Annotated in this window: 25 protein-coding genes; 14 read left to right on the top strand and 11 right to left on the bottom strand. The window is 67.8% G+C overall.

What is annotated here, in order from left to right:
* Nucleotides 1-273: 273 nt before the first annotated feature.
* From JLDANKMP_RS22360 to coaBC, 3 genes are read right to left on the bottom strand one after another with little or no spacing between them, the layout of a single operon-like run.
* Entirely contained in the window at nucleotides 274-2,616 is a 2,343-nt protein-coding gene (locus JLDANKMP_RS22360) for a phosphomannomutase/phosphoglucomutase (protein ID WP_249337005.1), read from the bottom strand.
* 12 nt (nucleotides 2,617-2,628) lie between these two features.
* Nucleotides 2,629-3,102, bottom strand: coding sequence for a dUTP diphosphatase (dut, locus tag JLDANKMP_RS19520; protein ID WP_005407763.1), 474 nt, complete (start codon nucleotides 3,100-3,102; stop codon nucleotides 2,629-2,631).
* Complete coding sequence (coaBC, locus tag JLDANKMP_RS19515) at nucleotides 3,099-4,361, bottom strand: bifunctional phosphopantothenoylcysteine decarboxylase/phosphopantothenate--cysteine ligase CoaBC (protein WP_005411998.1); 1,263 nt, start codon at nucleotides 4,359-4,361, stop codon at nucleotides 3,099-3,101. Before coaBC ends, dut begins: the two co-directional genes overlap by 4 nt.
* 228 nt (nucleotides 4,362-4,589) lie before the next feature.
* Between coaBC and JLDANKMP_RS19510 the strand changes: the two genes are divergently transcribed.
* The 4 genes from JLDANKMP_RS19510 (at nucleotide 4,590) to JLDANKMP_RS19495 (ending at nucleotide 8,713) form a co-directional block, all read left to right on the top strand.
* Complete coding sequence (locus JLDANKMP_RS19510) at nucleotides 4,590-5,216, top strand: response regulator transcription factor (RefSeq protein ID WP_043035174.1); 627 nt, start codon at nucleotides 4,590-4,592, stop codon at nucleotides 5,214-5,216.
* Between the two features lie 69 nt (nucleotides 5,217-5,285).
* Nucleotides 5,286-5,990 (top strand): DNA repair protein RadC, encoded by a 705-nt coding sequence (gene radC / locus JLDANKMP_RS19505; RefSeq protein WP_212561883.1) that lies wholly within the window; start codon nucleotides 5,286-5,288, stop codon nucleotides 5,988-5,990.
* Nucleotides 5,991-6,103: 113 nt separating this feature from the next.
* On the top strand, nucleotides 6,104-7,792 hold the full coding sequence (gene argS / locus JLDANKMP_RS19500; RefSeq protein ID WP_012478915.1) for an arginine--tRNA ligase: 1,689 nt from the start codon (nucleotides 6,104-6,106) through the stop codon (nucleotides 7,790-7,792).
* 21 nt (nucleotides 7,793-7,813) lie between these two features.
* On the top strand, nucleotides 7,814-8,713 hold the full coding sequence (locus tag JLDANKMP_RS19495) for an SPOR domain-containing protein (RefSeq protein ID WP_088436379.1): 900 nt from the start codon (nucleotides 7,814-7,816) through the stop codon (nucleotides 8,711-8,713).
* An 89-nt stretch (nucleotides 8,714-8,802) separates the two neighbouring features.
* On the opposite strand, the gene JLDANKMP_RS19490 is transcribed toward JLDANKMP_RS19495, so the two are convergent.
* Together JLDANKMP_RS19490 and JLDANKMP_RS19485 are read right to left on the bottom strand one after the other, a co-directional pair.
* On the bottom strand, nucleotides 8,803-9,555 hold the full coding sequence (locus tag JLDANKMP_RS19490; RefSeq protein WP_005411994.1) for an SDR family NAD(P)-dependent oxidoreductase: 753 nt from the start codon (nucleotides 9,553-9,555) through the stop codon (nucleotides 8,803-8,805).
* A gap of 87 nt (nucleotides 9,556-9,642) precedes the next feature.
* Nucleotides 9,643-10,131 carry a hypothetical protein gene (locus JLDANKMP_RS19485; protein WP_005407755.1) on the bottom strand — a complete coding sequence of 163 codons (489 nt, stop codon included), beginning with the start codon at nucleotides 10,129-10,131 and terminating at the stop codon, nucleotides 9,643-9,645.
* A gap of 83 nt (nucleotides 10,132-10,214) precedes the next feature.
* On the opposite strand from JLDANKMP_RS19485, the gene JLDANKMP_RS19480 reads away from it, so the two are divergent.
* Nucleotides 10,215-10,682 (top strand): DUF1456 family protein, encoded by a 468-nt coding sequence (locus tag JLDANKMP_RS19480; protein ID WP_212561898.1) that lies wholly within the window; start codon nucleotides 10,215-10,217, stop codon nucleotides 10,680-10,682.
* On the opposite strand, the gene JLDANKMP_RS19475 is transcribed toward JLDANKMP_RS19480, so the two are convergent.
* Nucleotides 10,651-11,538 (bottom strand): LysR family transcriptional regulator, encoded by an 888-nt coding sequence (locus tag JLDANKMP_RS19475; RefSeq protein WP_005407753.1) that lies wholly within the window; start codon nucleotides 11,536-11,538, stop codon nucleotides 10,651-10,653. The genes JLDANKMP_RS19480 and JLDANKMP_RS19475 overlap by 32 nt on opposite strands.
* 143 nt (nucleotides 11,539-11,681) lie before the next feature.
* Here JLDANKMP_RS19475 and JLDANKMP_RS19470 point away from each other — a divergent pair, with 143 nt between their 5' ends.
* Nucleotides 11,682-12,830 carry an MFS transporter gene (locus tag JLDANKMP_RS19470; protein ID WP_329762175.1) on the top strand — a complete coding sequence of 383 codons (1,149 nt, stop codon included), beginning with the start codon at nucleotides 11,682-11,684 and terminating at the stop codon, nucleotides 12,828-12,830.
* Here JLDANKMP_RS19470 and JLDANKMP_RS19465 read toward each other — a convergent pair.
* Nucleotides 12,827-13,525, bottom strand: coding sequence for a TorF family putative porin (locus JLDANKMP_RS19465; RefSeq protein ID WP_212561882.1), 699 nt, complete (start codon nucleotides 13,523-13,525; stop codon nucleotides 12,827-12,829). The two genes, JLDANKMP_RS19470 and JLDANKMP_RS19465, sit on opposite strands and share 4 nt — an antisense overlap.
* Before the next feature lie 177 nt (nucleotides 13,526-13,702).
* Here JLDANKMP_RS19465 and JLDANKMP_RS19460 point away from each other — a divergent pair, with 177 nt between their 5' ends.
* Nucleotides 13,703-14,092, top strand: coding sequence for a DUF6165 family protein (locus tag JLDANKMP_RS19460; protein WP_212561880.1), 390 nt, complete (start codon nucleotides 13,703-13,705; stop codon nucleotides 14,090-14,092).
* Between the two features lie 7 nt (nucleotides 14,093-14,099).
* On the opposite strand, the gene JLDANKMP_RS19455 is transcribed toward JLDANKMP_RS19460, so the two are convergent.
* Entirely contained in the window at nucleotides 14,100-14,771 is a 672-nt protein-coding gene (locus tag JLDANKMP_RS19455; protein WP_212561879.1) for a response regulator transcription factor, read from the bottom strand.
* A gap of 190 nt (nucleotides 14,772-14,961) precedes the next feature.
* Entirely contained in the window at nucleotides 14,962-15,534 is a 573-nt protein-coding gene (locus tag JLDANKMP_RS19450; protein WP_005407747.1) for an Ax21 family protein, read from the bottom strand.
* A 210-nt stretch (nucleotides 15,535-15,744) separates the two neighbouring features.
* On the opposite strand from JLDANKMP_RS19450, the gene JLDANKMP_RS19445 reads away from it, so the two are divergent.
* Together JLDANKMP_RS19445 and JLDANKMP_RS19440 are read left to right on the top strand one after the other, a co-directional pair.
* Nucleotides 15,745-18,147: a DPP IV N-terminal domain-containing protein gene (locus JLDANKMP_RS19445; protein ID WP_212561878.1), complete on the top strand. Its 2,403-nt coding sequence runs from the start codon at nucleotides 15,745-15,747 to the stop codon at nucleotides 18,145-18,147.
* Nucleotides 18,148-18,238: 91 nt separating this feature from the next.
* A complete protein-coding gene (locus JLDANKMP_RS19440) occupies nucleotides 18,239-18,598 on the top strand; it encodes a DUF1428 domain-containing protein (protein ID WP_005407745.1) in 360 nt (119 codons plus the stop codon).
* A gap of 15 nt (nucleotides 18,599-18,613) precedes the next feature.
* Here the strand turns inward: JLDANKMP_RS19440 and JLDANKMP_RS19435 are convergent, their stop codons facing one another.
* A complete protein-coding gene (locus tag JLDANKMP_RS19435; protein WP_212561877.1) occupies nucleotides 18,614-19,297 on the bottom strand; it encodes a hypothetical protein in 684 nt (227 codons plus the stop codon).
* 107 nt (nucleotides 19,298-19,404) lie between these two features.
* Nucleotides 19,405-20,298, bottom strand: a complete 894-nt coding sequence (locus JLDANKMP_RS19430) for a histone (RefSeq protein WP_212561875.1) — start codon at nucleotides 20,296-20,298, stop codon at nucleotides 19,405-19,407.
* A 491-nt stretch (nucleotides 20,299-20,789) separates the two neighbouring features.
* Here JLDANKMP_RS19430 and JLDANKMP_RS19425 point away from each other — a divergent pair, with 491 nt between their 5' ends.
* The 5 genes from JLDANKMP_RS19425 (at nucleotide 20,790) to JLDANKMP_RS19405 (ending at nucleotide 24,804) form a co-directional block, all read left to right on the top strand.
* On the top strand, nucleotides 20,790-22,223 hold the full coding sequence (locus tag JLDANKMP_RS19425) for a Do family serine endopeptidase (RefSeq protein ID WP_012478904.1): 1,434 nt from the start codon (nucleotides 20,790-20,792) through the stop codon (nucleotides 22,221-22,223).
* A gap of 101 nt (nucleotides 22,224-22,324) precedes the next feature.
* Nucleotides 22,325-22,690, top strand: coding sequence for a hypothetical protein (locus tag JLDANKMP_RS19420; RefSeq protein WP_004153835.1), 366 nt, complete (start codon nucleotides 22,325-22,327; stop codon nucleotides 22,688-22,690).
* An 8-nt stretch (nucleotides 22,691-22,698) separates the two neighbouring features.
* Nucleotides 22,699-23,169 carry a phage holin family protein gene (locus JLDANKMP_RS19415; RefSeq protein ID WP_005407741.1) on the top strand — a complete coding sequence of 157 codons (471 nt, stop codon included), beginning with the start codon at nucleotides 22,699-22,701 and terminating at the stop codon, nucleotides 23,167-23,169.
* Nucleotides 23,166-23,627 carry a protein sip-5 gene (locus tag JLDANKMP_RS19410; RefSeq protein WP_212561874.1) on the top strand — a complete coding sequence of 154 codons (462 nt, stop codon included), beginning with the start codon at nucleotides 23,166-23,168 and terminating at the stop codon, nucleotides 23,625-23,627. The genes JLDANKMP_RS19415 and JLDANKMP_RS19410 overlap by 4 nt, the downstream gene beginning before the upstream one ends.
* A gap of 67 nt (nucleotides 23,628-23,694) precedes the next feature.
* A complete protein-coding gene (locus JLDANKMP_RS19405; RefSeq protein ID WP_212561872.1) occupies nucleotides 23,695-24,804 on the top strand; it encodes an AI-2E family transporter in 1,110 nt (369 codons plus the stop codon).
* Nucleotides 24,805-24,830 lie beyond the last annotated feature (26 nt).

Here is a 24,830-nt window from a genome sequence, read left to right as displayed (position 1 = left end):
AGCATCCACGCATGGCGTGGATCTACCGTGTCGACCAAGGTCGACACCCACCAGCAGCGGTCCATGCCGTTCCGACAGATCGCGGAAATCTGTCGAAGGCGGGGTGGGTCCGGTTGCGGGGGCGTGAGCCGCATGGATGCGGCGACCGAGCTTACATGGACGTACTTGCAGCGTCCCCCGTAACCGGACCCACCCCGCATCCCTCGGATAGCCGGCCTTTGACGTTGACGTTGACGTTGATTCGGCGGGTGCCGGGCGCAGCCCGGCCCCACCTCAGAACCCCAGCGGGGTGTCGCCCAGCACCGGCTGCAGCTGGCTGCGGAACAACGCCTGGATGCGTTCCAGTGCCGCCTCGTCGTTGCCCTCGAAGCGCAGCACCAGCACCGGCGTGGTATTGGAAGCACGCACCAGCCCCCAGCCATCGGGGAAGTCCACGCGCAGGCCGTCGATGGTCGACAGGCGGCCGCCCACATAGGGGTTGTCCGGCGACTGTGCCGCCGCCACCAGCATCGCCACCAGCGCATGCGGCGTGCCTTCGGCCACCGGTACCTTCAGTTCCGGCGTGGCCACCATCTCCGGCAGCTCGGCCAGCACTTCGTCCGGGGTTTCCTCGCGCTGCGCCAGGATCTCCAGCAGTCGCGCGGCGGCATACAGGCCATCGTCGAAACCGAACCAGCGCTCCTTGAAGAAGAAGTGGCCGCTCATCTCGCCGGCCAGCTCGGCATCGGTCTCGCGCATCTTCGCCTTCATCAGCGAGTGCCCGGTCTTCCACATCAACGGGCTGCCACCATTACGCAGCACGTGGTCGGACAGCTTGCCGGTGCACTTCACGTCGTAGATCACCATCGCGCCGGGGTTGCGCATCAGCACGTCGGCGGCGAACAGCATCAGCAGGCGGTCGGCATAGATGATCCTGCCTTCGCCGGTGACCACGCCCAACCGGTCTCCGTCGCCATCGAAGGCGACGCCGAGGTCGGCGCCGAAGCGCTTGACCGTCTGCACCAGGTCTTCCAGGTTGGCCGGCTCGCTCGGGTCGGGATGATGGTTGGGGAAGGTACCGTCGACATCGCAGTACAGCGGGATGACTTCGGCGCCGATGGCTTCCAGCAGCTGTGGTGCAAGCGCACCGGCGACGCCGTTGCCGGCATCGGCCACGACCTTCAACGGGCGGTCCAGCTGCACGTCGTCGGCGATGCGCTGGATGTAGTCGGCACTGACATCGCGCTGCTGGTAATCGCCCGGCTCGGCCGCCTGCGCCAGGCGCCCCTCGACGATGCGCTGGTAGAGATCGGTGATGGCATCGCCTGACAGCGTCTCGCCGCCGATGACCACCTTGAAGCCGTTGTACTCGGGCGGGTTATGACTGCCGGTGACCGCCACGCAGGTGCCGGTGCGCAGGTGGAAGGCGGCGTAATAGACGACCGGCGTCGGTGCCAGGCCGATGTCGATCACCGCGCAACCGGTGCGACGCAGGCCTTCGGCCAATCCCGCAGCCAGTTCCGGGCCGGACAGGCGGCCATCACGGCCGATCACCACCTCGCGCAGACCCTGTTCCAGCGTCAGGGTACCGATGGCCTGGCCGATCAGCGCGGCGGTCTTCGGCGTCAGTTCGCTGCCGACCACGCCACGGATGTCGTAGGCGCGGAAGATGCCGGCGGCCAGTTCCCCGGCAGGGACCGGTGGCGGCGGCGGCGCAGTGTCCGCGGCGCTGGCGGCGGCCACCGGTGGCGGCGCCATCTGCAGGCTCTCGCTCAGGGTCGGGCCATGATCCGCTTCCGCCACGGCCGCACGGCGCGGCAACGGCAGCGACTTCGGCAGCCGGCCGCGACCCACCACCAGCAGCACGGCGATGAACGCCAGCAGCAGCGCGACGATGGCACTGGCCAGCGAACCCAGGCCCAGAGGACCGGCTTCGACATTCGGTACGGCGGCCACCAGCCGCAACGGCGTGCCCGGAACCGGGCGCGCCAGCGCTTCGGCGCTCTCGGCCAGGCCGGCGTCGCCCTGGGCAACGAGGTCATGCGTGCCTTGGCGCAGACCGAGGAAACCGGTGGACGGGGCGCTCACCTGGTCCAGCGGCGAGGTCAGCCGCAGCAATGGCTGGCGCACGTAGAGCACTGCCGGGCCAAGGCTGCCCAGCTGCACCGGAGCCGCCAGACCCAGGCGATTGCCACCTGCATCGCGCACCACGCGCAGGCCAGGCTTGCCCTCGGCCAGCGCTTGTTCCAGCAGGGCCAGGCGTGCGTAGCCGAAGGTGGCCGGGTCGGCATAGGCCGTGGCCAGATCGGCGGTCAGCACGTCAGCCTGCTCCACGCCGGTCCAGCTCTCGCGCACGGCCAGCGCCGCTGCCGCGGCGTCACCGGCCTGCAGTGCCTGCTGCACGCGTTCGTTCTTCAACTGCTGCTGCAGCTGCTTCAGCTGGCCGGCTGCGGCCTCCTGCAAGCCCTGCACGGCCTGGTCACGCGCTTCTTCCAGCGCCTGGCCGTTGGCCTCCTGCCGCCATTGCTGCACCGCGCTCCATCCGAACCAGCCGGCCAGCAGGACCAGCAGCACCCCCAGTAGTGGCGCACTGCGTCCCAACGACCGTTCCCGCTGCCCTTCCCCGATGCCGCTCATCAATGTCCCCCGTCAACGCACCCCGGTATGGCCGAATCCACCCGTTCCCCGCACGCTGTCGGTGAAAGTATCCACCACCTGCAGGCTGACGCGGGCAATCGGCACGACCACCAGCTGCGCGATGCGATCGCCCGGCTCGATGGTGAAGGCCTCGCGGCCACGGTTCCAGACGCTGATCAGCAACGGGCCCTGGTAATCGGCGTCGATCAGGCCGGTGCCGTTGCCAAGCACGATGCCGTGGCGATGGCCCAGCCCGGAACGCGGCAGGATCACCGCGCACAGGTGCGGATCAGCGATATGGATGGCCAGGCCGCTGGGCACCAGCGCGGTGTCGCCCGGCTGCAGGGTCAGCGCGGTATCCAGCGCCGCGCGCAGGTCCATGCCGGCGCTGGCTTCGGTGGCGTAGGCGGGCAGCGGCCAGCTGTCGCCGAAACGCGGATCAAGCAGCTTGACCTGCAGCGGTTGGGAAGTGGAAGCCTGGGTCATGCCTGGAGTCTCCGCGCGATCAGCGCCAGCAGTTGTTCGGCCAGCTCGCGCTTGGAGGTGGCCGGGAATACCTGTTCACCGTCCTGCCAGAAGGCCGTGGCGGCATTGTTGTCGCTCTCGAAACCGCCGCCACTGATGCCGACCTGGTTGGCGATCACCAGGTCCAGGCGCTTGTCGACCAGCTTGCCACGCGCATATTTCTCCACGTCGTGGGTCTCGGCGGCGAAGCCGACCACCAGCTTCAGCGACTGCGTCTGTGCAGCGACTTCGGCGAGGATGTCCGGCGTGCGCACCAGCTCGATCACCAGCGACTGGCTGTCGGCGGTCTTCTTCAGCTTCTGCGGCGCGACCTGGCGTGGCGTGTAGTCGGACACTGCGGCAGCACCGATATAGATGTCGGCCGGCAACGACTTCAGCACCGCATCGCGCATCTGCGCGGCCGAGCGCACGTCCACGCGTTGCACGCCGGCTGGCGTCGGCAGCTGTACCGGGCCGCTGACCAGCACCACCTGGGCGCCCATCGTCGCGGCGGCCGCGGCCAGGGCAAAGCCCATCTTGCCGCTGCTGCGGTTGCCGACGTAGCGCACCGGATCGATGTCTTCATAGGTCGGGCCAGCGCTGATCAGCAGGCGAAGGCCCTGCAGCGCGCGGGTTTCCGGTGCGACAACCGCCGCTGCAGCACTGCCATTGGCAGCCAGCGCGGCAACGATGTCGCCCGGTTCGGCCAGACGGCCGGGACCGGATTCGCCTTCGGCCAGCGGACCGTCGACCGGGCCGATCACCTGAGCGCCGCGCTGGCGCAGCAGGGCGATGTTGGCCTGGGTGGCCGGATGCAGCCACATGCGGTGGTTCATCGCCGGGCAGATCGTCAGCGGCGCGGTACTGGCCAGGCACAGGGTGCTGACCAGATCATCGGCGTGGCCCTGGGCCAGCCGGGCCAGCAGATCGGCGGTACCCGGGGCGACCACGATGCGGTCGGCCCAGCGGGCCAGCTCGATGTGGCCCATGGCCTGTTCGGCCGCGCTGTCCCACAGCGTGGTGCGGGTGGGCTGCCCGGACAGGGCCTGGAAACTGAGCGGAGTGACGAACTGCTGTGCTCCGGCGGTCATCGCCACCTGCACCTGGGCACCGGCGTCGCGCAGGCGCCGCACCAGTTCCAGGGCCTTGTAGGCCGCGATCCCGCCTCCGACGCACAACAGCAGTTTCTGACCTTCCAGCGCGCGGGCCGGCGCGGGGGAAGCGTTGGGGGAGTCAGCCACCTGGAATTCCTGTGCAAACGAGGGCGCTAGCTTACCCGATGGTCGGTAATGTCCCGGTGCAGGGCGCACATAGCGGGCGGCTATCAGCAGATGGAGTCCGTCTCCGTTGACCGGGGATTCACCCGGTATCAGTTTCGGACCTTTCCTATACCTCTACGGGTCTGCGCTTTTGCAGAATCAGGCATTGGCTGCCGCCCGCCGTGGCCTGTTCGACCTTCGAGGAGCCGCGTGCATCCGCGCATCATCATCGCCGACGACCATCCCGTGGTCCTGCATGGCATCCGTATCGTGCTGCAGACCTACCTGATGGACATCGTCGGCAGTGCGCGCGACGGCGCCCAGCTGCTGGAGCTGGTGGATCACCACGACTGCGATGCGGTGCTGACCGACCTGTCGATGCCGGGTGCCGGTCCGGACGGTCCGGAGCTGATCGACGCGCTGCGCATGCGCCGCCCTGGCCTGCCGGTGGTGGTGCTGACCGGCGCCCGCCATCCCGGCCTGCTGGACAGCCTGCTGCGGGAGGGTATCAGTGGCCTGGTCGACAAGTGCGCCGACTTCGCCGAACTGCCCCACGCGCTGAACGCCGCGCTGGCCGGGCAGGTATTCGTCTCCCAGCAGCTGCGCCACCACCTGCAGGCGCGCGACCTGCTGTTTCCGCGTCAGCCGGCGCCGTTGTCGGCACGCGAACAGGAAGTGCTGGAACTGCTGGCAGCCGGCCTCAGCGTGAACGAGGTCGCCGAGCGCTGTGGGCGCAGCCCGAAGACCATCAGCCGGCAGAAGGCCGAAGCCAAGCGCAAGCTGGGCCTGCAGAACAACCAGGAACTGTTCGACTACCTGCAGACCCGGCGCGACTGAGGCAACCTCCGACCCCAGCCCGCGGCATGCCCCGATGGGAGCCACCGCAAGGTCTGGCGATGATGGGCCATGCCCATCCATGAGTGGCCCGAACAGGAACGCCCCCGCGAGAAGCTGATCGCGCGCGGGCCCACGGCACTTTCCGACGCCGAACTGCTGGCCCTGTTTCTCGGCTCCGGGTTCGGTGGCCGCGATGCCGTGCAGACCGCGCGCGACCTGCTGCAGGCGCACGGCCCGTTGCGGGTACTGCTCGACCGCCCCGCCGCCGAGCTCGCCCGCCTGCCCGGGCTCGGCCCGGCACGCAGTTGCACGCTTGCTGCCGGGCTGGAACTGGCCCATCGCTACCTGGCGGCCGAGCTGGAGCACGGCGAGGCGGTTGGCAACAATCCGGCGGCGGTCGGCCGCTACCTGCAGCACCGGCTGCGTGGCCAGGCCCGCGAGGTCTTCATGGCCCTGTTCCTGGACAACCGCCACCGCCTGATCGCCTGTGAAGAGCTGTTCCACGGCACCATCAACGCCGCACCGGTCTACCCCCGCGAAGTGGTGCGGCGCGCCCTGCTGCACAACGCGGCGGCGGTGATCCTCAGCCACAACCACCCTTCCGGCGACCCGGAACCCTCCAGCGCCGATACCCGCATCACCGACGAACTGCACCAGGCCTTGGCGATGGTGGACGTGCGCCTGCTGGACCACTTCGTGGTGGGCGAGGGCCGTCCCGTTTCATTTGCTGAACGGGGCCTGCTATCCCCGCCCCAGCCGCGGCTGTTCGGCTGAGCGCGGCCCTTCAGGCGCCATCGGCCGCCCCCACAGGCATGTTCTGGTCAGCGTGGGCGCGGGTATCTGCGCTAAAATGGGCGATTCCGCCGCTCATTCTCACAGCAGGCCTCGTGAAAAATCTCCTCCGCGCCCTGATCAGCCAAGGCATCGAAGCCTTGCGCGCCAATGGCACCCTGCCCGCCGACTCCCTGCCGCCGGACTTCGTGGTCGAGCGCCCGAAGACCCGCGACCACGGCGACTTCGCCACCAACGCCGCGATGCTGCTGGCCAAGGCCGCGCGCAGCAATCCGCGCGCACTGGCACAGGCATTGGTCGAGGCGCTGCCGCGCAGCGAGGACGTCAGCAAGGTCGAGATCGCCGGACCCGGCTTCATCAACTTCCACCTGGCCCCGGCCGCGTACCAGCGCGAAGCCGCCTCGGTCATCAAGGAAGCCCACGACTACGGCCGCAACCTGTCCGGCAATGGCCGCACGGTGGGTGTGGAGTACGTGTCGGCCAACCCGACCGGTCCGCTGCATGTCGGCCATGGCCGCGCGGCGGCGATCGGCGACTGCGTGGCGCGCGTGCTCGATGCCAACGGCTGGAACGCCAAGCGTGAGTTCTACTACAACGACGCCGGCGTGCAGATCGAGAACCTGGCGCTGTCCACCCAGGCACGGATCAAGGGCATCGCGCCGGACCAGGACGGCTGGCCGGAAGGTGGCTACCGCGGCGAGTACATCGCCGACGTCGCACGCGCCTACATGGCCGGCGCCAGCGTCGACCTGGAAGGCAGCACCGTGGTCGGCGCCAAGGACCCGGACGACATGCAGGCGATCCGCCGCTTCGCCGTGGCCTACCTGCGCAACGAGCAGAACCTGGACCTGGCCGCGTTCGGCGTCGACTTCGACATCTATTTCCTGGAAAGCTCGCTGTACGCCGACGGCAAGGTAGCCGAAGCGGTGGCCAAGCTGCAGGCGTCGGGTCATACCTATGAAGAAGGTGGCGCGCTGTGGCTGCGCAGCACCGACTTCGGTGACGACAAGGACCGCGTGATGCGCAAGTCCGACGGCACCTTCACCTACTTCGTGCCCGACGTGGCCTACCACCTGTCCAAGTGGCAGCGCGGCTACGAGCGCGCGATCACCGAGCTGGGCGCCGACCACCACGGCTCGCTGGCCCGCGTGCGCGCCGGCCTGCAGGCGATGGAAGTGGGCATCCCGCAGGGCTGGCCGGAATACGTGCTGCACCAGATGGTCACCGTCATGCGCGGCGGCGAGGAAGTGAAGCTGTCCAAGCGTGCCGGCAGCTACTTCACCCTGCGCGACCTGATCGAGGAAGCCGGCCGCGATGCTACCCGCTGGTTCCTGATCGCGCGCAAGCCAGATTCGCAGCTGACCTTCGACATCGACCTGGCCCGCCAGCAGAGCAACGACAACCCGGTGTTCTACGTGCAGTACGCGCATGCCCGCGTCTGCAGCCTGCTGCGCCAGGCGCAGGAGAAGGGCCTGGTGTACGAGCAGGGCAACGGCCTGGCCAACCTCGGCCGCCTGGCCGACGACGCCTCGCTGCTGCTGATGAACGAGATCTCGCGCTATCCGGAAGTGGTGGAAGCGGCCGGCGTGGCGCTGGAACCGCATCTGGTGGCGCAGTACCTGCGTGAATTGGCGCATGCGTTCCACACGTGGTATCACGGGACGCCGGTACTGGTGGAAGATGCCGCCGATCGCAACGCCAAACTGACCCTGGCCTGTGCGGCGCGCCAGGTACTGGCCAATGGCCTCGAACTCCTGGGCGTCAGCGCCCCGGAAAAAATGTAAGCATCAGGAGACGCAGTACACATGGCAGCACGACGCGGCAAAAGCCAGGCACGACGCAACAGCGGCAGCCAGGGCACCCCCGGATGGGTGTGGCTGGTGGCCGGTGTAGCGATCGCGGCCGTGGTGTTCCTGGCGGCGCCGAACCTGTTCAAGGGCGAGGGCGATGGCTTCCTGCGCGCCGGTCCGCAGCCGAACCCGAACGCGCAGCCGGCCCCGGTCGCCGATGCCGACAGCGATGTCGGTACCCAGCCGGCCGCGCAGCCGGCTGCGCCGAAGCAGGCCGAACCGGAAAAGCCGGCCGCCACCCAGTACGACTTCTACACCCTGCTGCCGGGCAAGGAAGTCGAGATGTCCGACGCCGAACTGGCCGCCAGCGCGCGTGCCGAAGACCAGCGCCGGGCCAAGGCCGAAGCGCAGCGCGCGCAGGCGGCACTGGAAGGCAAGCCGGTTCCGCCGGCGACCACGACCGCACCGGCACCGGCGGCCACCGCCAGCGTGTCCAGCACCGCGCAGGTGACCGCCACCAGCCGTCCGCTGCCGGCACCGCTGAGTGAACGTCCGGCTGCGGCAACGCCGCCGGCCAGCACGGCCTCGACCAGCACCGCCGCCGCCACGCCGGCAGCGCGCGCGGAAACCGCAACGGCAACGGCGGGTACCCCGGCCACTGCCGCACCCGCGGCCGCCGACAACGCCCGCTATATCCTGCAGGCAGGCGCCTTCGGCGCCTCCGGCGATGCCGAAGCAACCAAGGCCAAGCTGGCGATGATGGGACTTGCGGCACGCGTGGAGTCAGCACAGATCAACGGCAAGACCGTGTACCGCGTGCGCATGGGGCCGTATGGCAGTGCCGGTGAACTGTCCGAAGCCAAGCAGAAGCTGGATGGCACCGGCCTGCAGGCGATGGCGATCAAGGCCCAGTAAGCCTGCCGCTGTGAATGAAAAAGCCGGGCATTGCCCGGCTTTTTCTTGTTTCTGCAGAGTCGAGCCATGCTCGACTCTACAAACGGCGGTCAGCCTTCGCGGGCGACCTGGAAACCGGCGAAGGACTGGCTCACCGGCATCAGTTCCAGGCGATTGATGTTCAGGTGCGGCGGCAGGCTGGCCACCCAGAAGATCTGTTCGGCGATGTCTTCGGCGGTCATCGGGTTGGCGCCGTTGTAGAGCTTGTCCGACGCCGCCTGGTCGCCGTGGGTACGCACCACGGTGAACTCGGTTTCAGCCATGCCTGGCTCGATCGTGGTCACGCGCACGCCGGTACCGTGCAGGTCCGAACGCAGGCCCAGCGAGAACTGGCTGACGAAAGCCTTGGTGCCACCGTAGGCGTTGCCACCCGGGTACGGATAGACGCCGGCCACCGACGAAATATTGATGATCGCGCCCTTGCGCTCCACCAGCTGCGGCAGCAGGCGGTGGGTCAGGGTCACCAGCGCGGTGATGTTGGTGTCGATCATCGTGGTCCAGTCCGACAACTTGGCGCTCTGTGCCGGCGCGGTGCCCTGCGCCAGGCCGGCGTTGTTGACCAGCAGATCGATCTCGCCAAAGGCGGGCGGCAGTGCCAGCAGCGCCGCTTCCATCGCAACCGGATCGCGGATGTCGAAGGCGGCGGCATGCACCACGTCCTTGCCGTAGCGATCGACCAGCGGCTGCAGGCGTTCGCCGCGGCGGCCCGTGGCGATCACTTTCCAGCCGGCCTGGGCGAAGCGGTGGACGGCGGCGGCGCCGAAGCCGGACGTGGCGCCGGTAATCAGGACAGTGCGGGTCATCAGGCAACTCCAGGGGGAAAAACCGGACGCCCATTCTGGCATTCCCGGCCCGTCCTGAGTTGCCCGCCGTCCTGCCGTCCCCCCGGCTCAACGCACGCGAAACACTCTGGCCTTGGGCAGGTCTTCGTCGACCTGCAGGAACCAGCGCCCGGCAATTCCTGGAACAACGGCGATCTGCGGCGACTGCAGCACCTTGCGCAGCTTCATCTGCCCCTTCATCACCTGCCATTGCTGGCCGTTATCAAGGGTGAACAGCGTGCCGGGCTGCCAGCCTGCGACCTCTCCGACCACGCGTGCATTGACCGGTCCTTCTTCCAGGCCCAGATGCATTGCTGCCGGTGCCGGCACATTGGCAGGCAGCGGCGCAGCGGCGGGGGCCACCGCTGCCGTCGGCCCGGTGGCCGCGCGCTCTGCCTCGCGCAGTACCCGGTTCAGCGCCTGCAACTGCGCTGGACTGAGCCCGACCTCGGCCAGTTGGGATGCACTCAGGCGCCGCTCGACGGGTACGAAGCGGTCCTGGGCGAAGGCAGCGAAGCTGCTGGCGAGCAGCAGTGCGGAAAACAGATACCGGCGCATGCAAGGGTCTCAGCGAACGAGTGCCCACGATGCTGCAGTTCGATGACACTCCGGTGACACGCCAGGGGCCGGTACAATGGGCCATGATCAACAACGATGTCCTGCGCAGCGTGCGCTATTCCCTGGACCTGGGCGACCACCACGTGGTGACCCTGTGCCAGATGGCCGACCCGGCCTTCGCCGTGGATCCCGAACAGGTGAAGGCCTGGCTGCGCCGCGAGGACGAAGCCGGTTTCGAAGCGATGAGCGACAGCGCGCTGGCGCACTTCCTCGATGGCCTGATCGTGCACCTGCGCGGTCGCGACAAGAGCCAGCCGCAGCGCGCGGTGGAAACCCGCATCGACAACAACCTGGTGCTGAAGAAGCTGCGCGTGGCGTTCCAGCTGCGCGACGTCGATCTGATGGAGATCTTCGCCAGCGCCGGTTTCAACGTCTCCAAGTCGGAAGTCGGCGCGCTGTTCCGCCAGCCCGGGCACACCAATTACCGGCGTTGCCTGGACCAGATGCTGCGCAACTTCCTCAAGGGCCTGAGCCTGCGCCTGCGCGGCTGAGCACGGCCTCGACGAACGCCCGCGCCGCCGGTGTCGGCAGCCGCTGCCAGACCAGGTGCACGCGGCGGGTCGGGGTTGGCTGCAGCGGAATCCGCACCACGCCCTGGAAGCCTTCGGCGATCAGCGCCGGCACGATGCCAACCGCCAGACCATGGCGGACGAAGCGCTCCACCAGTTCCATCAGGTTGACCTCGAAACGCACCGTGTGCGGCAGGCCAGCGGCGACGAAAGCATCGTCGGTCTGCCGCCGCGCACCGGTGCCGCGCGGGAAGTCGACCAGCGCCTCGTCCTGCAATTCGGTCAACGGCAGCCGCTTGCGCCTAGCCAGCCGATGCGAGGGGGCCAGCACCGCCACCAGGTCTTCTTCCTGCAGCATCTGGTGGCAGACCCCGTCCAGGCCGGCCGAGGGCGCCAACCCCACCAGTGCAACATCCAGGTCACGCGACTGCACCTGCGCGATCAGGTCCTCGCTCTTGTCCACCCGCAACTGGAATTCCACCTGCGGGTGCGCCTGCTGGAACGCGGCCAGCATCGCCACCACATCGATATCGGTCAGCGAGGAGATCTGCCCGATCGCCAGCAGCCCGCGCACCTCGCCACTCACCGCGGCCACATCGGCGCGCAGGTGGCGCAGGCTGACCAGCACCTGGCGTGCGTGCACCAGCAGCGCCTCACCCGCTGCCGTCGCCCGCACCTGCCGCGGCAGGCGCTCGAACAGCGGCGTGCCCAGTTCCTGCTCCAGGTAGGCAATCTGGTGGCTCAACGCGGACTGCACCACATGGCAGCGTTCGGCGGCACGGGTGAAATTGCCCTCCTCGGCCAGGGCAACGGCAAACTCGAGCTGCTTGAGATTCATCCAACTATCTCGTTTACAGATGGCAAGGATGATGATGATTCATTTCCATCATGGCCGCAGCAGGTGGACACTGTGCCCCCCGCTTCCTGGAACACCGCGTGAGCCCGTCCCTCCCCCCTCTGCACCGCTGGCAGGTGCTGCTGATGTCCGTGGCTACTGGCGTGGCCGTGGCCAGCAACTACTATGCGCAGCCACTGCTGCACACCATCGCCGACGCCTTCGGCGTACCGTTCGGCCAGGTCGGCATGGTCGTTACCGCCGCGCAGCTGAGCTATGCCGCCGGCTTGATCCTGCTGGTGCCGCTGGGAGACCTGTTCGAACGCCGCCGCCTGATCGTGGTGATGAGCCTGCTGTCGGCCGGCGGGCTGGTGATCAGCGCCTGTGCACCGTCGCTGACCTGGTTGCTGGTCGGCACCGCGATCACCGGCCTGTTCTCGGTGGTGGCACAGGTGCTGGTGCCGTTCGCCGCTACGCTGGCCGCGCCGGAACATCGCGGTCGCGTGGTCGGCACGCTGATGAGTGGTCTGCTGCTGGGCATTCTGCTGGCGCGCACCGTGGCCGGCCTGCTTTCCAGCCTGGGCGACTGGCGCCTGGTGTATGCGATCGCCGCTGCCACCCTGGTGCTGACCGCACTGGCATTGCAGCGCGGTCTGCCGCGATTCCACCACAGCGCCGGCTTGGGCTATTTCGCATTGCTGCGCTCGATCGGCGTGCTGTTCGTGCAGGAACCGGTGCTGCGCCAGCGCACGCTGCTGGGCGCCTGCAGCTTCGCCATGTTCGCGATCTTCTGGACCCCGCTCGCGTTCCTGCTGGCACAGCCGCCGTATGCCTACAGCGACGCCACCATCGGGCTGTTCGGGCTGGTCGGCGCGGCCGGCACGCTGGCGGCCGGCCTGGCTGGCCGCATGTCCGACCGTGGCCAGACCGGGCGTGCCACCGCCATTGCACTGCTGCTGTTGCTGCTGTCGTGGCTGCCATTGGGGCTGTCGGCACACTCGCTGCTGGCGCTGCTGGTGGGCGTGGTGGTGCTGGACCTCGCCGCCCAGCTGTTGCACGTCAGTAACCAGAACCTGATCTACGCACTGCAACCGGCGGCACGCAACCGCCTCAATGCCGGCTACATGACCGGCTATTTCATCGGCGGTTCGCTGGGTTCGCTGCTGTCTGCGCAGGTCTACCAGCGCTTCGGCTGGACCGGCGTCTGCGTGGCCGGCGCTGCCGTGGCTGCGCTGGCCCTGCTGCTGTGGCTGCCCGGCGCGCTGCGCGCGCGCCAGGCGTCGCTGCCCGACTAGAAGCTGCCCTGCAGCGCCAGCTCCCATCGCCCACCGGCGTTGCCGGGGAACAGGCGCTTGGCTGCGTTGTCCGTGTCATGCACGGTGGCGCGCAGTTCCCATGCCGGGGTCAGCGAGGCGATGGCACTGAGCTGCCCATGCAGGTAGTCCGGGCCCTGCGCGGTGGCCAGCCAGTACTGGCCCACCGCTGCTTCCAGGCGGAGGCGTTCGTGCAACGGCACACGCACACCCAGCTGGGCATAGGTACCGTGATGGCCACCGGCCAACGCATCGTTGGAATGGGCGACCTGCAGCCAGGCGCGCTGCTTCCAGGTCACCGTGGTGTTGAGCTCGGTCCAGTCCAGCGCGCGGCCGGTGCCCGGGTACACGTAACGGGTCAGGTTGGCATCCAGGCTCCAGTCCGGTGCCAGTGCGCCGGACCAGCCCGCCACCAGGTCGAACTCGCTGCGCGCGCCATTGTCCGGCTTGAACGAAACGTTGGACCCCCACACGCTGGCGTACCAGCCCGCTGGGATCGAGACCTTCGCGCCGGCCTGCACCGCCGGGTCGCCGTCGCTCTGCGAGCTGCCGCGCCATACGTAGTCACTGGTCAACGCCGCACTGCCACTGACCTGCACCTGTGCCTGCGCGCTGCCGATCCCGAGCAGCCCTGCCAGGGCGGCCACCAGCGCCGCCATCATCCCCTTGCTGTTCACTGCACTGTGTTCCTCGTCGAAGGCGGTCACGCCGCCGGGAACGCAGTGTCGAGGCGGGGGCCGTAACGGATCGAGGGTGCTGCCGGGCCCGTGGCGCAAATTCGGCGTAAATCCCGTGGACTGCGGCCAATGCCAGCAGCGCGGTATCATGGCGCCCTGTTTCCAGGAACCAACCGCGTGGACGCCATCCTGACTCCGGTATCGATCGGCGAGCTGATCGACAAGATCACCATTCTCGAGATCAAGGCCGAGCGCATCGACGATCCCGCCAAGCTGGCCAACGTCCGCACCGAGCTGGACGGCCTGCTGCCGTTGCTGCAGCAGCTGCTGCACGCACAACCGGCACTGGCCGCGCTGAAGCAGCAGCTGAAGGTGATCAACGAGCGCATGTGGGACATCCAGGACCAGCTGCGCGACAAGGAAGCGGCCCAGGTGTTCGACGATGCCTTCATCCAGCTGGCACGCGGTGTCTATGGCACCAATGGCGAGCGCGTGCAGGTGAAGAACGAGATCAACCGCGTGGCCGGTTCGGCCCTGGTCGAAGAAAAGCAGTACCAGGGCGAGTAACCCCGCCTCAATCAGCGTCGATCAGATGGCGGAAGCGGAACAGCTCGCCATCGTTGCGGATGCCCAGCTTGCGGTAAGCCGCTCGCTTCTGCGTGCTGATGGTGCTGGCCGCACGCCCGCTGCGGCGTGCCATCTCGCCGGTGCTGCAGCCACGCAGCACCCACTGCAGGACAGCGCGCTCGCGCGTACTCAACCGTGGTGAACGCATGGACTGCTGGCGCTGCCGGCGAGACTGGTTCAACGGTGCACGCAGCTCCGGCGGCACGAAGCGCCCGCCGCGGGCAACCACGCTCACTGCGCGCAGCAGCATCTGCGGCGCGCAGGCCTTGGACAGGAATCCGCGCGCACCGGCCTGCAGGGCCAAGGACACGACACCCGCGTTGCAGTGTGCGGACAGCACCAGGATCGGCACTGCCGGCCAATGTCGTGATACGTGCCGCAGCAGTTCCAGGCCTTCCCCCCTGTCACCGATCGGCAAGGCGTCAACCAGCAGCAGATCGATCGCAGCTGCCTGCTGCTGCAGGCGCTGCAGCAGATCACCGCTGCGGCCGTAGCTTCCATCGACCTGCAGGCCCGCCTGCCGGGCCAGCAGTTCCTGCACGCCATGCCGCAACAGTGGATGCGGATCCAGCAGCAACAAGCGGCAGGGAGAATCGCGGGGCGAGGGAAACGGGGGCATCGTTGCATTCCTGCAGGACAGGCCACTCACCCTAGGGCGCAGCCGACGCCTGCGGAATCCAATTCGTTGCAATGCCGCCCGTCCACCGCGACACGGTCAGGTAGCGTTTGCCCAGCCGGAAACGCAACAGGCCCGGCATGGGCCGGGCCTGTCGAGGCATCTTCAGCGCGCAGGCGCGCCGAGGAAGCAATTACCAGCTGAAGCGCGGGCCGACGGTGTATTCCTTGTCGCCGTGGCGGTTCATCTTCAGCTCGCCGTTCAGGCCCCAGTTCTGGTTCAGCTTGACCTGACCACCCAGGCGGCCGTACCACTGGCCGTCGATGTCGACGCCGTGCTTCTTGGCGTAGTCTTCGTAGCCGACCATGCCGTAGACCTCGGCGTGGGCACCGAAGGCGGTGCGGATACCGGCTTCAGCGCTGTAGCCGTTGAAGTCCAGGCCGTGCTTGCGATCGAACTTCTGGTAGGCAACGCGGGCAACGAAGTCGGTCGACGGAGCGATTTCGACGTTGTAGCCGGCACCGACCTTCCACTGGTCAACCTTGATGTTGGTGTGGTCGACTTCCTGACGGCTGTATTCACCGAACGCGTGGAAGTTCGGCAGGAAGCCGTAGGAACCCTTGACGCCCCAGCCGTCAGCCTTGATGCCATCGACGTCGGTCTTGGCGTAGTCGGCTTCAGCGTAGTTGTACGACAGGTTCTCAGCAGCCGAAGCGGTGAACGGCAGGGCAGCGGCCAGGGCCAGAGCAATCAGCGAATTCTTCATGGGGGTACACCTTTACTTTCTTATGGTGTGCAGCAGCGCCAGGGCGCCATCGCATCGGGAATGTAAATTCTCCGTTATTCGCCACAACGCTCCCTGAAAACAGTGGTCTTCGCATTGCTGAATTTTTGGGCTTGATTCAGGCTCCGTCTGGCATACGCGCGCGGCGCGCGTGCATCTGTAATCCTTCGACGATTGCAACAGGAGGTTGCCTTGCTCGTTTCCGATCCGCTGCGGACGTGTGTCCGCGCCGCTGTCTTTGCATGCGTTGCCCTCTTGTCGCCACACACCGCACATGCGCTGCAGGCGGCCGACTACCAGCGCGCCAAACGCGTGCATGACAGTCATCTGCGCGGCGCGCTGCGCAATGCTTCGGTCCTGCCCCACTGGCTGGCCGATGGACGATTCTGGTATGAGCGCGAAGACACTCAGGGCCGGCGCCAGGCGGTACTGGTCGATCCGGTCCAGGCGACACGCCAGACCCTGTTCGAACCCACTGCGCTGGACGCTGCGGTTGCGCCGCTCGGTGCCAGCGGGCCACGCCTGCGCCTGGCCAGCGTGCAGCAGGCGGACGATGGCCTGCGCCTGCGGTTCAGCGGAGAAGTGCCCGTCGATTGCCAATGGCCGCGCTGGCAATGCGCACGTTCGCCGGATGCGCGGCCGCCGGCCGATGCACTGCCTTCGCCCGTAGGCGATGCGTGGCTGCAGGTGCGCGACAACAACCTGTGGCTGCAGTCGCCTGGCACGGCGCCACGGGCACTGACCCACGGCGGAGAAGCCGGTAATGGCTATGGCGTGCTGCCGGACTTCGCCCTGCGCGGTATTCCACGCCGTCAGGGCCGGATGCCGGTGCGGCCGTTCGCGGTTGGCTGGTCTGCGGACGGGCGCTACGTGGCCGGCATCCGCTACGACGAACGCGCGCTGCAGGACTACCCCTATCTGGAAAGCAGCCCGACCCACAGCGCGCGGCCGCGCGTGCATACCGTGAAGCTGGGGGTGCTGGGCGATGCACAGCAGGTGCGCGACACCCTGTTTGTGGTGGATAACCGCAGCGGCAGGCAGCATGACATCGCGCTGCCCGAGGGCTGGAACACGCTCAGTGAGGCCGGCATCCTGGGTTGGGACGGCGATCGGTTGTATGCCGTGATCGCGCACTTCGGCACACCGCGCAGGCTGCGCCTGGTGGAGATCGATGCCAACAGCGGTGCACTGCGCACGGTTCTGGAAGAAGCCAGCGACACTCGCCTGCAGCTCAACGTGTATTCCTACAACCGGCCAGCGGTGGCCATCCTGCCCGGGCAGGACACCGCCGTGTGGTTCTCGCAGCGCGATGGCTGGGGTCACCTGTACCGGGTGCGCCTGTCCGACGGCAAAGTGCTGCGCCAGCTCACCCGCGGCCACTGGGTGGTGCGCGACCTGCTGGGTGTGGACGCTGTCGGTGGCTGGGCGTACTTCAGCGCCGGTGGCGTCGACGCGGGCGATCCTTACGTGCGCGGCCTGTACCGGGTATCGCTGCAGGGAGGGCCGATCCAGCGCCTGGCCGCCGATGGCTACGACCACATGGCCGATGCCGGTACCGGCGCGCTGTTCGGCGGGCGCGCCCCCCAGGCGCTGTCGCCCAGCGGTGGCTATCTGGTGGATACCGTTTCCCGTCTCGACCAGCCACCACGCACCGTGCTGCGGGCCAGCGATGACGGTCGCGAGCTGCTGTTGCTGGAAGCGGCGGACAACCGGGCAGTGCTTGCTGCGGGGTGGCGCCCACCGCGGCGCGAACGTCTGCTGGCCGCCGACGGGCGCACGCCGATCTTCGCCACCGTCTACCTGCCCCGCGACTATCGCGATGACGGCAGCTTCCCGGTGATCGATGCGATGTACGGCGGCGCCTTCATCAGCAATGCCCCGGTGACCTACGCCGAGGCAGTGTCCGCGCTGAATCCGGTGTCACGCGCCAGCCTGGCCGAGCTTGGCTTCGTGGTGGTCAGCATCGATGCGCGCGGCACCGGCGGCCGCGACAAGGCCTTCCATGACAGCAGCTTCCTGCACGGCGCCGATGTGCAGCTGGATGACCATGTGGCCGCGCTGCGCCAGCTGGGCGAACGCTACCCGGGCATCGACCTGCGGCGGGTCGGCATCTACGGGCATTCGTTCGGCGGTTACAGCGCGGCGCGGGCATTGCTGCGCTACCCGGCGTTCTACAAGGTGGGCGTGGCCTCGGCCGGCAGCCACAATTTCCAGGGCATGTACGGCGGCGCCCTGCACGGCATGGACCGGCTGTTCGGTGGCGTGCTGCCAGCCACGGCCATGACCGATGGCGTGCCGGCGCCCTTTGCCGGGCTCGACAACGCAGCGCTGGCCGGCAACCTGCGCGGGCATCTGATGCTGGTCTATGGCGAGCTGGACGAAAACGCACCGCCGGCGCTGACCCTGCAGCTGGCCGCCGCCCTGAACAAGGCCCAGCGCAGCTACGACCTGCTGTACCTGGCCCGGCAGGACCACGAGCTGTTCCGCAACGACGCCACCTACACGCACCGCATGTGGGACTACTTCGTACGCCACCTGGCCGGCCAGCAGCCACCGGATACGGTGCTGGCACCGCTGCCCGGTGGCCCGGGCTGAACGAGCGCCCGGAGGATGTCGATCCCCGACGCCCTGGTTCGTCGTGTACTTGAAGGCCGTGCATGCGGCACGGTCCATCCGGAGGCAGGCAATGAGCTACATCGATGGTTTCGTCCTGGCGGTGCCCACCGCCAACAAAGAGAAGTTCCTCGCCCATGCACGCACAGGGGATCCCGTTTTCATCGAGTACGGCGCGCTGCGCGTGGTCGAGTGCTGGGGTGACGACGTGCCGCACGGCAAGACCACCGACTTTTTCGGCGCGGTGAAAGCCACGCCGGATGAGACGGTGGTGTTTTCCTGGATCGAATGGCCGGACAAGCCGACCCGCGACGCGGGCATGAAGAAGATGATGGAAGACCCAAGGTTTGATCCGGCGACGAATCCGATGCCGTTCGACGGCGCGCGGATGATCTACGGTGGCTTCGTGCCGATCTACGAACTGACCCGCTGAACCGGGCGGACGTGCTCAGCGCGCGTCCGTTTCATCGCTGGCGGAGGCATGGCCGGCGCCCAGTGCGGCGCCGGCGCCGAGGCCCACACCGCCCATGCCGGCCCCCATTCCGCCACCGCCGCCTCCGCCCGCACGACCGCCCTTGGCATCGCCGTCGTTGCGGCCCTTGCCACTGGCACCGCCCGGCCGGGTCGGCCCCTGCGGCGGTATCTGCAGGTCGGCCGGAATCGGCGCCAGGTCCAGCGCTTCGCGCACGAAGTCGCGCAGCGAGACCACCAGTTCGTGGGTATGCACCGGTCGCCCCTGTGCAAGATCGTTGGCAGCGCGCGCAGCCAACCGCACGTGTTCGTCGGTGCCCAGCAGCAGGATGTCCGACAGCGCCGCTTCAACGGCATCGCGGATGCGGCGCGCGCGATCCGAGCGGGGTTCGGCGATGCCTTCGGCATCTTCGCGCTGGCGCAGGTCGCGGCGATGGCTGGGATCCACGCCCAGTTCGCCGGTGAACGAACCGCCCAGGGTCTTGTAGGCCGCCATCAGCGTGCGCAGCCGTTCGTTGATCTGCCGGTTCTCGCGCTCGCGGCGCTGTTGCAGGGTCTGCATCACCAGCAGGCGGATGCCCACGCCCAGCAGGGTGATCAGGACCAGGCCGGCCAAGGTGGACAGCACGCCCTGCCAGGAACTGAAGTCGATACCGCGCATGCCCGGGGCTCCGGCGGAAAGAACCTGCATCTTGCCCCGGACAGTGTCCCGGAAACGCGAAAGGCCCCACCACCCGGTGGGTGGCAGGGCCTTCGGTCACGGCGCGATTACTTGCGCTTGACGGCCTTGCGCACGGCCTTCTTGGCCGGAGCCTTCTTGGCAGCGACCTTCTTCAGCGGGGCAGCCTTCTTGGCAACCGTCTTGCGGGTGGCGGCAACCTTCTTGCCAGCTGCCTTCTTGGCAACGGCGGTCTTCTTGCCGACAACCTTCCTGGCAGCAGCGGTCTTCTTGCCGACGGCCTTCTTGGCGACGGCAGCCTTCTTGCCGACAACCTTCTTGGCGGCGGCGGTCTTCTTGGTGGCGACCTTCCTGGTGGCGGCAACCTTCTTGCCGACAACCTTCTTCGCAGCCACGGCCTTCTTGCCAGCGACCTTCTTGGCGGCGACGGTCTTCTTGGCCACAGCCTTCTTGGCGGTGGCGACCTTCTTGCCGACCACCTTCTTGGCGGCCGCGGTCTTCTTGGCAACGGTCTTCTTGGCGACGGCGGCCTTCTTGGTGGCAGCCTTCTTCACGGTGGCGACCTTCTTGCCGGCAGCCTTGGTGGCGGCCTTGGTGGTCTTCTTGGCAGCGGCGGCCTTCTTGGTCACAGCCTTGCCTGCAGCGGCCTTCTTCTTGGCCACTTCCTTCTTCAGGGCAGCGGCTTCGGCCTTGGCGTTCTTCTTGGCCGCTTCCAGCTTCTTCTTGGCGTTGGCAACAGTCTTGCCGACCGACTTGGCAGCCTTTTCGGCCTTCTTGGCAACGGTCTTCTCGACCTTGGCCACGGCCTTCTTGGCCTTGGCAACGCGGGTACCGGCAGCCTTGGTGGCGCGCTTGACGGTCTTCTTGACCGACTTCACTGCGTCTTCGGCAGCGTGGGCGATGGTCTCGCCAACGTTGGTGGCGGTTTCTTTGACGTTCTCGACAGCGTCGGTCACGACCGACACACCATTACCGTTGCTCATGTTGCCCTCCTGGGGGCCTTAAGTATCAAAACGGGGCGATGCTATACCGACATTGACGATCGTGGAACGGGGCATGCGCCACCAATCGCATCTGCTGCGACGGCGATGGTGTAGTCGACCATCCCTGCAGGCACACCGTGTTTACAGGAAACCCCTTTTTTTCAGTGCTGCGCCGCATGATCCGCGTCGTGACAGGCATTGGTTGTGTGCACCCGCCCGGGTGCCGCGGAAGGCATGCAATATGGCGCGTCGCGGCACCGGGATGCGCAGAACTGCGCAAGTATCGTCCTGTATCCGCGCGACCTGCGGCTGACGTCCACACACTGCCGGGCGCCGCCTCCGCTGTCGTCACCGGCCCAGTGCTGGTCGTCGCGATCCGCGCTCCCGACGCGCGGTTTTCATGGCGCATTTATCCAGATCGCGACACACTCATTCAGCTTGTTTTACCGTAGAGCCGAACCGCCCCCATTCCCGCCAGCGAACCGACTCCCATGCGACCGCTACCTACCCTGCTCACGCTCGCAATCGCCGCCGCCTTCGGTGGCTTCGTTGCCACCGGCATCAACGCCCACCTGGACAACCGTGCCGATGCCGCTCCGCTTCCAGCGGTGGTGCCGACCATGGCGGCACTGCCAGCCGCAGTGGCCGGGCAGCAGGTTCCGTCACTGGCACCGATGCTGGAGAAGGCGATGCCGGCCGTGGTCAGCGTCAACACCAAGCAGGTGGTGCGCGTACGCAATCCCTTCTTCAACGACCCGTTCTTCCGCCGCCTGTTCCCGGACATCCCGCAGGAACGCATCAACGAATCGCTGGGCTCGGGCGTGATCATCGACGCCAGGGAGGGCCTGGTGCTGACCAACCACCATGTCATCGACAACGCCGATGACGTACAGGTGACACTGGCCGACGGGCGCACGGTCAAGGCCGAATTCCTCGGCTCGGACCGCGATACCGACATCGCGCTGATCCGCATTCCGGCGCAGAACCTGACCGACATCAAGCTCGGCAACAGCGACCAGCTGCGGGTGGGCGACTTCGTGGTGGCCATCGGCAATCCGTTCGGCTTCAGCCAGACGGTCACTTCGGGCATCGTCTCGGCGGTGGGCCGCAGCGGCATCCGCGGGCTGGGCTACCAGAACTTCATCCAGACCGACGCGTCGATCAACCCGGGCAACTCGGGTGGCGCGCTGGTCGACCTGCAGGGCCAACTGGTCGGCATCAACACTGCCAGCTTCAACCCGCAGGGCAGCATGGCCGGCAACATCGGCCTGGGCCTGGCGATTCCCTCGAACCTGGCGCGCAGCGTGGTCGACCAGCTGGTCAAACACGGCGTGGTGGTGCGCGGCACGCTGGGCGTGGAAAGCCAGAACCTGACCGCGCAGATCGCGCAGGGCCTGGGCCTGGGCGAAACCCGCGGTGCGCTGATCACCCGCGTGCTGGCCGGTTCGGCGGCCGCCGCCGCCGGCCTGAAGCCGGGCGACGTGGTGGTGTCGGCCAATGGCCAGCGCGTGGACAGCGCCGAAGCCCTGCACAACGTGGAAGGCCTGGCGGCGGTCGGCAGCCCGATGACGCTGGACGTACGCCGCGAAGGCAAGCCGCTGCAGATCAAGGCGACGCTGAAGGAACAGGCACGCGCGGTCACCGGCGACAGCCTGGACCCGCGCCTGGGCGGGGCCACCTTCGTCGACCTGCCCGAGTCGCTGCGCCAGTCAGGCGCCAGCGGCGTGCTGGTCAGCGAGGTCAAGCGCGGCAGCCGCGCCGCCAGCAACGGCCTGCAGCAGGGCGACATCATCACCGACGCCACCGTCGGTGAATTCGCCGACCTGGCCAGCTGGCGCGCCAACTTCCAGCAGCGCCCGCCGACGCTGGTGCTGCGCGTGCTGCGCAACAATGGCCAGCAGCAGGGCCAGCTCGTGATGCGCTGATCGCCCTGCCGTAACACCCCCTATACCCCGGCAATGCTATTGCTGTCAGTCCAGGTCGGCACCGCCGACTCCCGTTCCCCCATCGCAACAGGAGTGATTCGATGAGCCCCACCAATACCGAGAACCTGAAGGAACACCTGGGTGAAGCCGGTTCCCACCTGAAGCAGGCCGCTACGGCCGCCGGCGGTGCGATCAAGGGTGCAACCGGTGCAGCGACCGACGAGCTTCGCATCGGCAAGGCCAACGTCAAGGCTGAGTTGTCCGACAGTGCACTGTCCGGCCTGGCCGCCGCCGAGTTCGGCGGTGCCGCCGCCAAGGAACAGGTCGATGCGCTGATGGACAAGGGCAAGGACCTGATCGACAGCGCCGCCGAACTGATCCGCGAACGTCCGCTGGCCTCGTTCGGCGTCGCCTTCGCAGCCGGCTGGATCATCGCCAAGCTGGCCCGCGGCAGCAGCGACAAGTAAGCCGCAGCGTGAGCGAAGACAACACGCAAGCGCCTGATCCGGCGGCCACCCCGCCGCTGGATGAGAGTATCCGCCAGGTCGGCGCGGCCGGTCGTGCCGCTGCCGATTCGGCCAAGCACACGCTGCGTTCACTGCGCCGGCTGGCCTCGGCCGACTTCGCGCTGGCGCGCAGCGCATTCGGTCGTGCGCTGGCCTGGGCCGGCGTGGCGATCGTGTTTGGTGCCTCGGCGTGGCTGCTGATGGCCGCCACCCTCATCGCGCTGCTGCAGAGCTGGGGCCTGAGTTGGCTGCAGGCCCTGCTGATCACCTCGCTGCTGAGCCTGGCCGTCACCGGCTATGCGATCTGGCGGGTGTCCTACTTCTTCCACCACACCGGCATGCACGCCACCCGGCGTCAGCTGTCACGCCTGGGCCTGTTTGACGAACCCAGCGAAGACGACCCTGATGCCGGCGTGCAGCTGCCCGAGGGCAAGCCATGAAGTTCGGCGCGCTGCAGCGGCGGGTAAAGCGCTGTGAACAGGTGGTGACCGTGCGCCTGGGCGAGACCCAGGACCACTGGTCCACCCTCGGCCAGGTGTGGCGACAGGGCTGGTCGCCGTTGCGCATCGTGGTGGTCGGCCTTGCCGGTGGCTTCATCGCCGGCAAGCTGGAGGTACCGGGCAAGGTCAACGGTGCCCGCTGGCTGCAGATGGTCGGTTCGGTCTCGAACCTGTTCGCCAGTGCGCAGGCGGCGTTCGCCACGGCGATGGCGGCGCAGGCTGCGGCCACCGCCGACGATGCGGCCGAAGAAGCCGACGATGCCAGCGAGCAGGCACAGGCAGCGACCTCCGCTGCCGGAGCACGGCCGGCACCGGCACCACGCTCCGTGCCGGAGCCAGAACCGGACCTGCGCGGACCGCGTCCGGCCGAAGCGGCCACCGAGCTGTCCGAACGTTGATCCATGGAATCCGCCGCGCCGATCGCGGCCGGCGGATAATGCGCTCCCCTTTCCGGTTGATGCGTCGATGAGCGAGTCCCTCCTGTCCCCGCCACCGGCCGGCCCCGACGAGCCAGAGGCAGCGCTGCCACCACCGTCGCGCCCGCGCGGGCCGATGTCGCTGGTGGTGCTGGCGACCCTGGCGGTGGGCTACACGCTGTGGGCCGCGCAGGACATCATCCTGCCGGTGCTGCTGGCGATGTTCTTCGCCCTGGTCGGCAACCCGATCCTGCGCCTGCTGCAGAAGCTGTGGATTCCGCGCGCGCTGGGCGCACTGTTGATCCTCGGCGCCGGCCTGGGCGTGACCGGTTCGCTCGCCGTGCAGCTCATCGGCCCGGCGATGGAATGGGCGCAGGAAGCCCCACAGCAGCTGCGCAAGGTCGCCCGCCAGGTGCAGGACCTGACCAAGCCGGTGCAGCAGGCCAACCAGGCGGCGGAAAACTTCGCCCGTGTGGCCGGTGGTGACAGCAACCACAAGGTGCAGGTGATCCGTACCCAGCTGGACGACCCGTACCGCATGCTGACCCGTGCACCGCGGCTGGCTGCCTCGGTGTTGGCCGTGGTGCTGCTGACGCTGTTCTTCATGATCTACGGGCAGAGCCTGCAGCGCGCGGCGATCGCCCTGTTCCCCAACCGCCAGCAGCAGCGCTTCACTACGGACATCCTGCGTTCGATCGAACGCGAGGTCTCGCGTTACGTGCTGACCATCAGCGTCATCAACACTCTGGTCGGGCTGGTGTTCGCCGGCGTGCTGATGCTGCTCGGTATCGGCCTGCAGGAAGCGCTGCTGTGGGGCACGGTGGCCGCGCTGCTGAATTTTGCGCCGTATGTGGGTCCGTTGATCGGCGTGGCGCTGATGCTGTTGATGGGCTTCGTCGAGTTCCGCGACCCGCTGCAGGCCCTGCTGCCAGCGGCCGCCTACCTGGGCCTGCACACACTGGAAGGGCAGATGGTGACCCCGATCGTGCTGGGCCATCGGATGAAGCTGTCGCCGCTGGTGCTGATCCTGGCGCTGATGGTGTTCGGCTGGGCCTGGGGCATGATCGGGCTGCTGCTGGCGGTGCCGCTGCTGGTGTGCATCAAGCTGGTGCTGGCACGCCTGGACGGCATGCAGGGCTGGGCACGCCTGCTGGAATGAAAGCCCGCGCGGGCAGGGGTAGAATG

This window comes from Stenotrophomonas sp. PE591 (genome assembly GCF_018320795.1).
Lineage (GTDB): Bacteria > Pseudomonadota > Gammaproteobacteria > Xanthomonadales > Xanthomonadaceae > Stenotrophomonas > Stenotrophomonas maltophilia.
Note: the sequence above shows the minus strand (reverse complement) of the source record. Positions and strands in the feature narration are given on the sequence as shown.

What these genes read in the sequence shown, in the direction of transcription:
- JLDANKMP_RS19420 (WP_004153835.1), top strand. Translation starts at nt 22,325, where the DNA reads ATGAGCCCCACCAATACCGAGAACCTGAAGGAACACCTGGGTGAAGCC.
- JLDANKMP_RS22360 (WP_249337005.1), bottom strand. Translation starts at nt 2,616, where the DNA reads ATGAGCGGCATCGGGGAAGGGCAGCGGGAACGGTCGTTGGGACGCAGT.
- JLDANKMP_RS19435 (WP_212561877.1), bottom strand. Translation starts at nt 19,297, where the DNA reads ATGCGCGGTATCGACTTCAGTTCCTGGCAGGGCGTGCTGTCCACCTTG.
- JLDANKMP_RS19430 (WP_212561875.1), bottom strand. Translation starts at nt 20,298, where the DNA reads ATGAGCAACGGTAATGGTGTGTCGGTCGTGACCGACGCTGTCGAGAAC.
- JLDANKMP_RS19450 (WP_005407747.1), bottom strand. Translation starts at nt 15,534, where the DNA reads ATGAAGAATTCGCTGATTGCTCTGGCCCTGGCCGCTGCCCTGCCGTTC.
- JLDANKMP_RS19425 (WP_012478904.1), top strand. Translation starts at nt 20,790, where the DNA reads ATGCGACCGCTACCTACCCTGCTCACGCTCGCAATCGCCGCCGCCTTC.
- JLDANKMP_RS19495 (WP_088436379.1), top strand. Translation starts at nt 7,814, where the DNA reads ATGGCAGCACGACGCGGCAAAAGCCAGGCACGACGCAACAGCGGCAGC.
- JLDANKMP_RS19455 (WP_212561879.1), bottom strand. Translation starts at nt 14,771, where the DNA reads ATGCCCCCGTTTCCCTCGCCCCGCGATTCTCCCTGCCGCTTGTTGCTG.
- JLDANKMP_RS19480 (WP_212561898.1), top strand. Translation starts at nt 10,215, where the DNA reads ATGATCAACAACGATGTCCTGCGCAGCGTGCGCTATTCCCTGGACCTG.
- JLDANKMP_RS19410 (WP_212561874.1), top strand. Translation starts at nt 23,166, where the DNA reads ATGAAGTTCGGCGCGCTGCAGCGGCGGGTAAAGCGCTGTGAACAGGTG.
- JLDANKMP_RS19405 (WP_212561872.1), top strand. Translation starts at nt 23,695, where the DNA reads ATGAGCGAGTCCCTCCTGTCCCCGCCACCGGCCGGCCCCGACGAGCCA.
- radC (WP_212561883.1), top strand. Translation starts at nt 5,286, where the DNA reads ATGCCCATCCATGAGTGGCCCGAACAGGAACGCCCCCGCGAGAAGCTG.
- JLDANKMP_RS19475 (WP_005407753.1), bottom strand. Translation starts at nt 11,538, where the DNA reads ATGAATCTCAAGCAGCTCGAGTTTGCCGTTGCCCTGGCCGAGGAGGGC.
- JLDANKMP_RS19490 (WP_005411994.1), bottom strand. Translation starts at nt 9,555, where the DNA reads ATGACCCGCACTGTCCTGATTACCGGCGCCACGTCCGGCTTCGGCGCC.
- JLDANKMP_RS19470 (WP_329762175.1), top strand. Translation starts at nt 11,682, where the DNA reads ATGTCCGTGGCTACTGGCGTGGCCGTGGCCAGCAACTACTATGCGCAG.
- dut (WP_005407763.1), bottom strand. Translation starts at nt 3,102, where the DNA reads ATGACCCAGGCTTCCACTTCCCAACCGCTGCAGGTCAAGCTGCTTGAT.
- JLDANKMP_RS19485 (WP_005407755.1), bottom strand. Translation starts at nt 10,131, where the DNA reads ATGCGCCGGTATCTGTTTTCCGCACTGCTGCTCGCCAGCAGCTTCGCT.
- JLDANKMP_RS19440 (WP_005407745.1), top strand. Translation starts at nt 18,239, where the DNA reads ATGAGCTACATCGATGGTTTCGTCCTGGCGGTGCCCACCGCCAACAAA.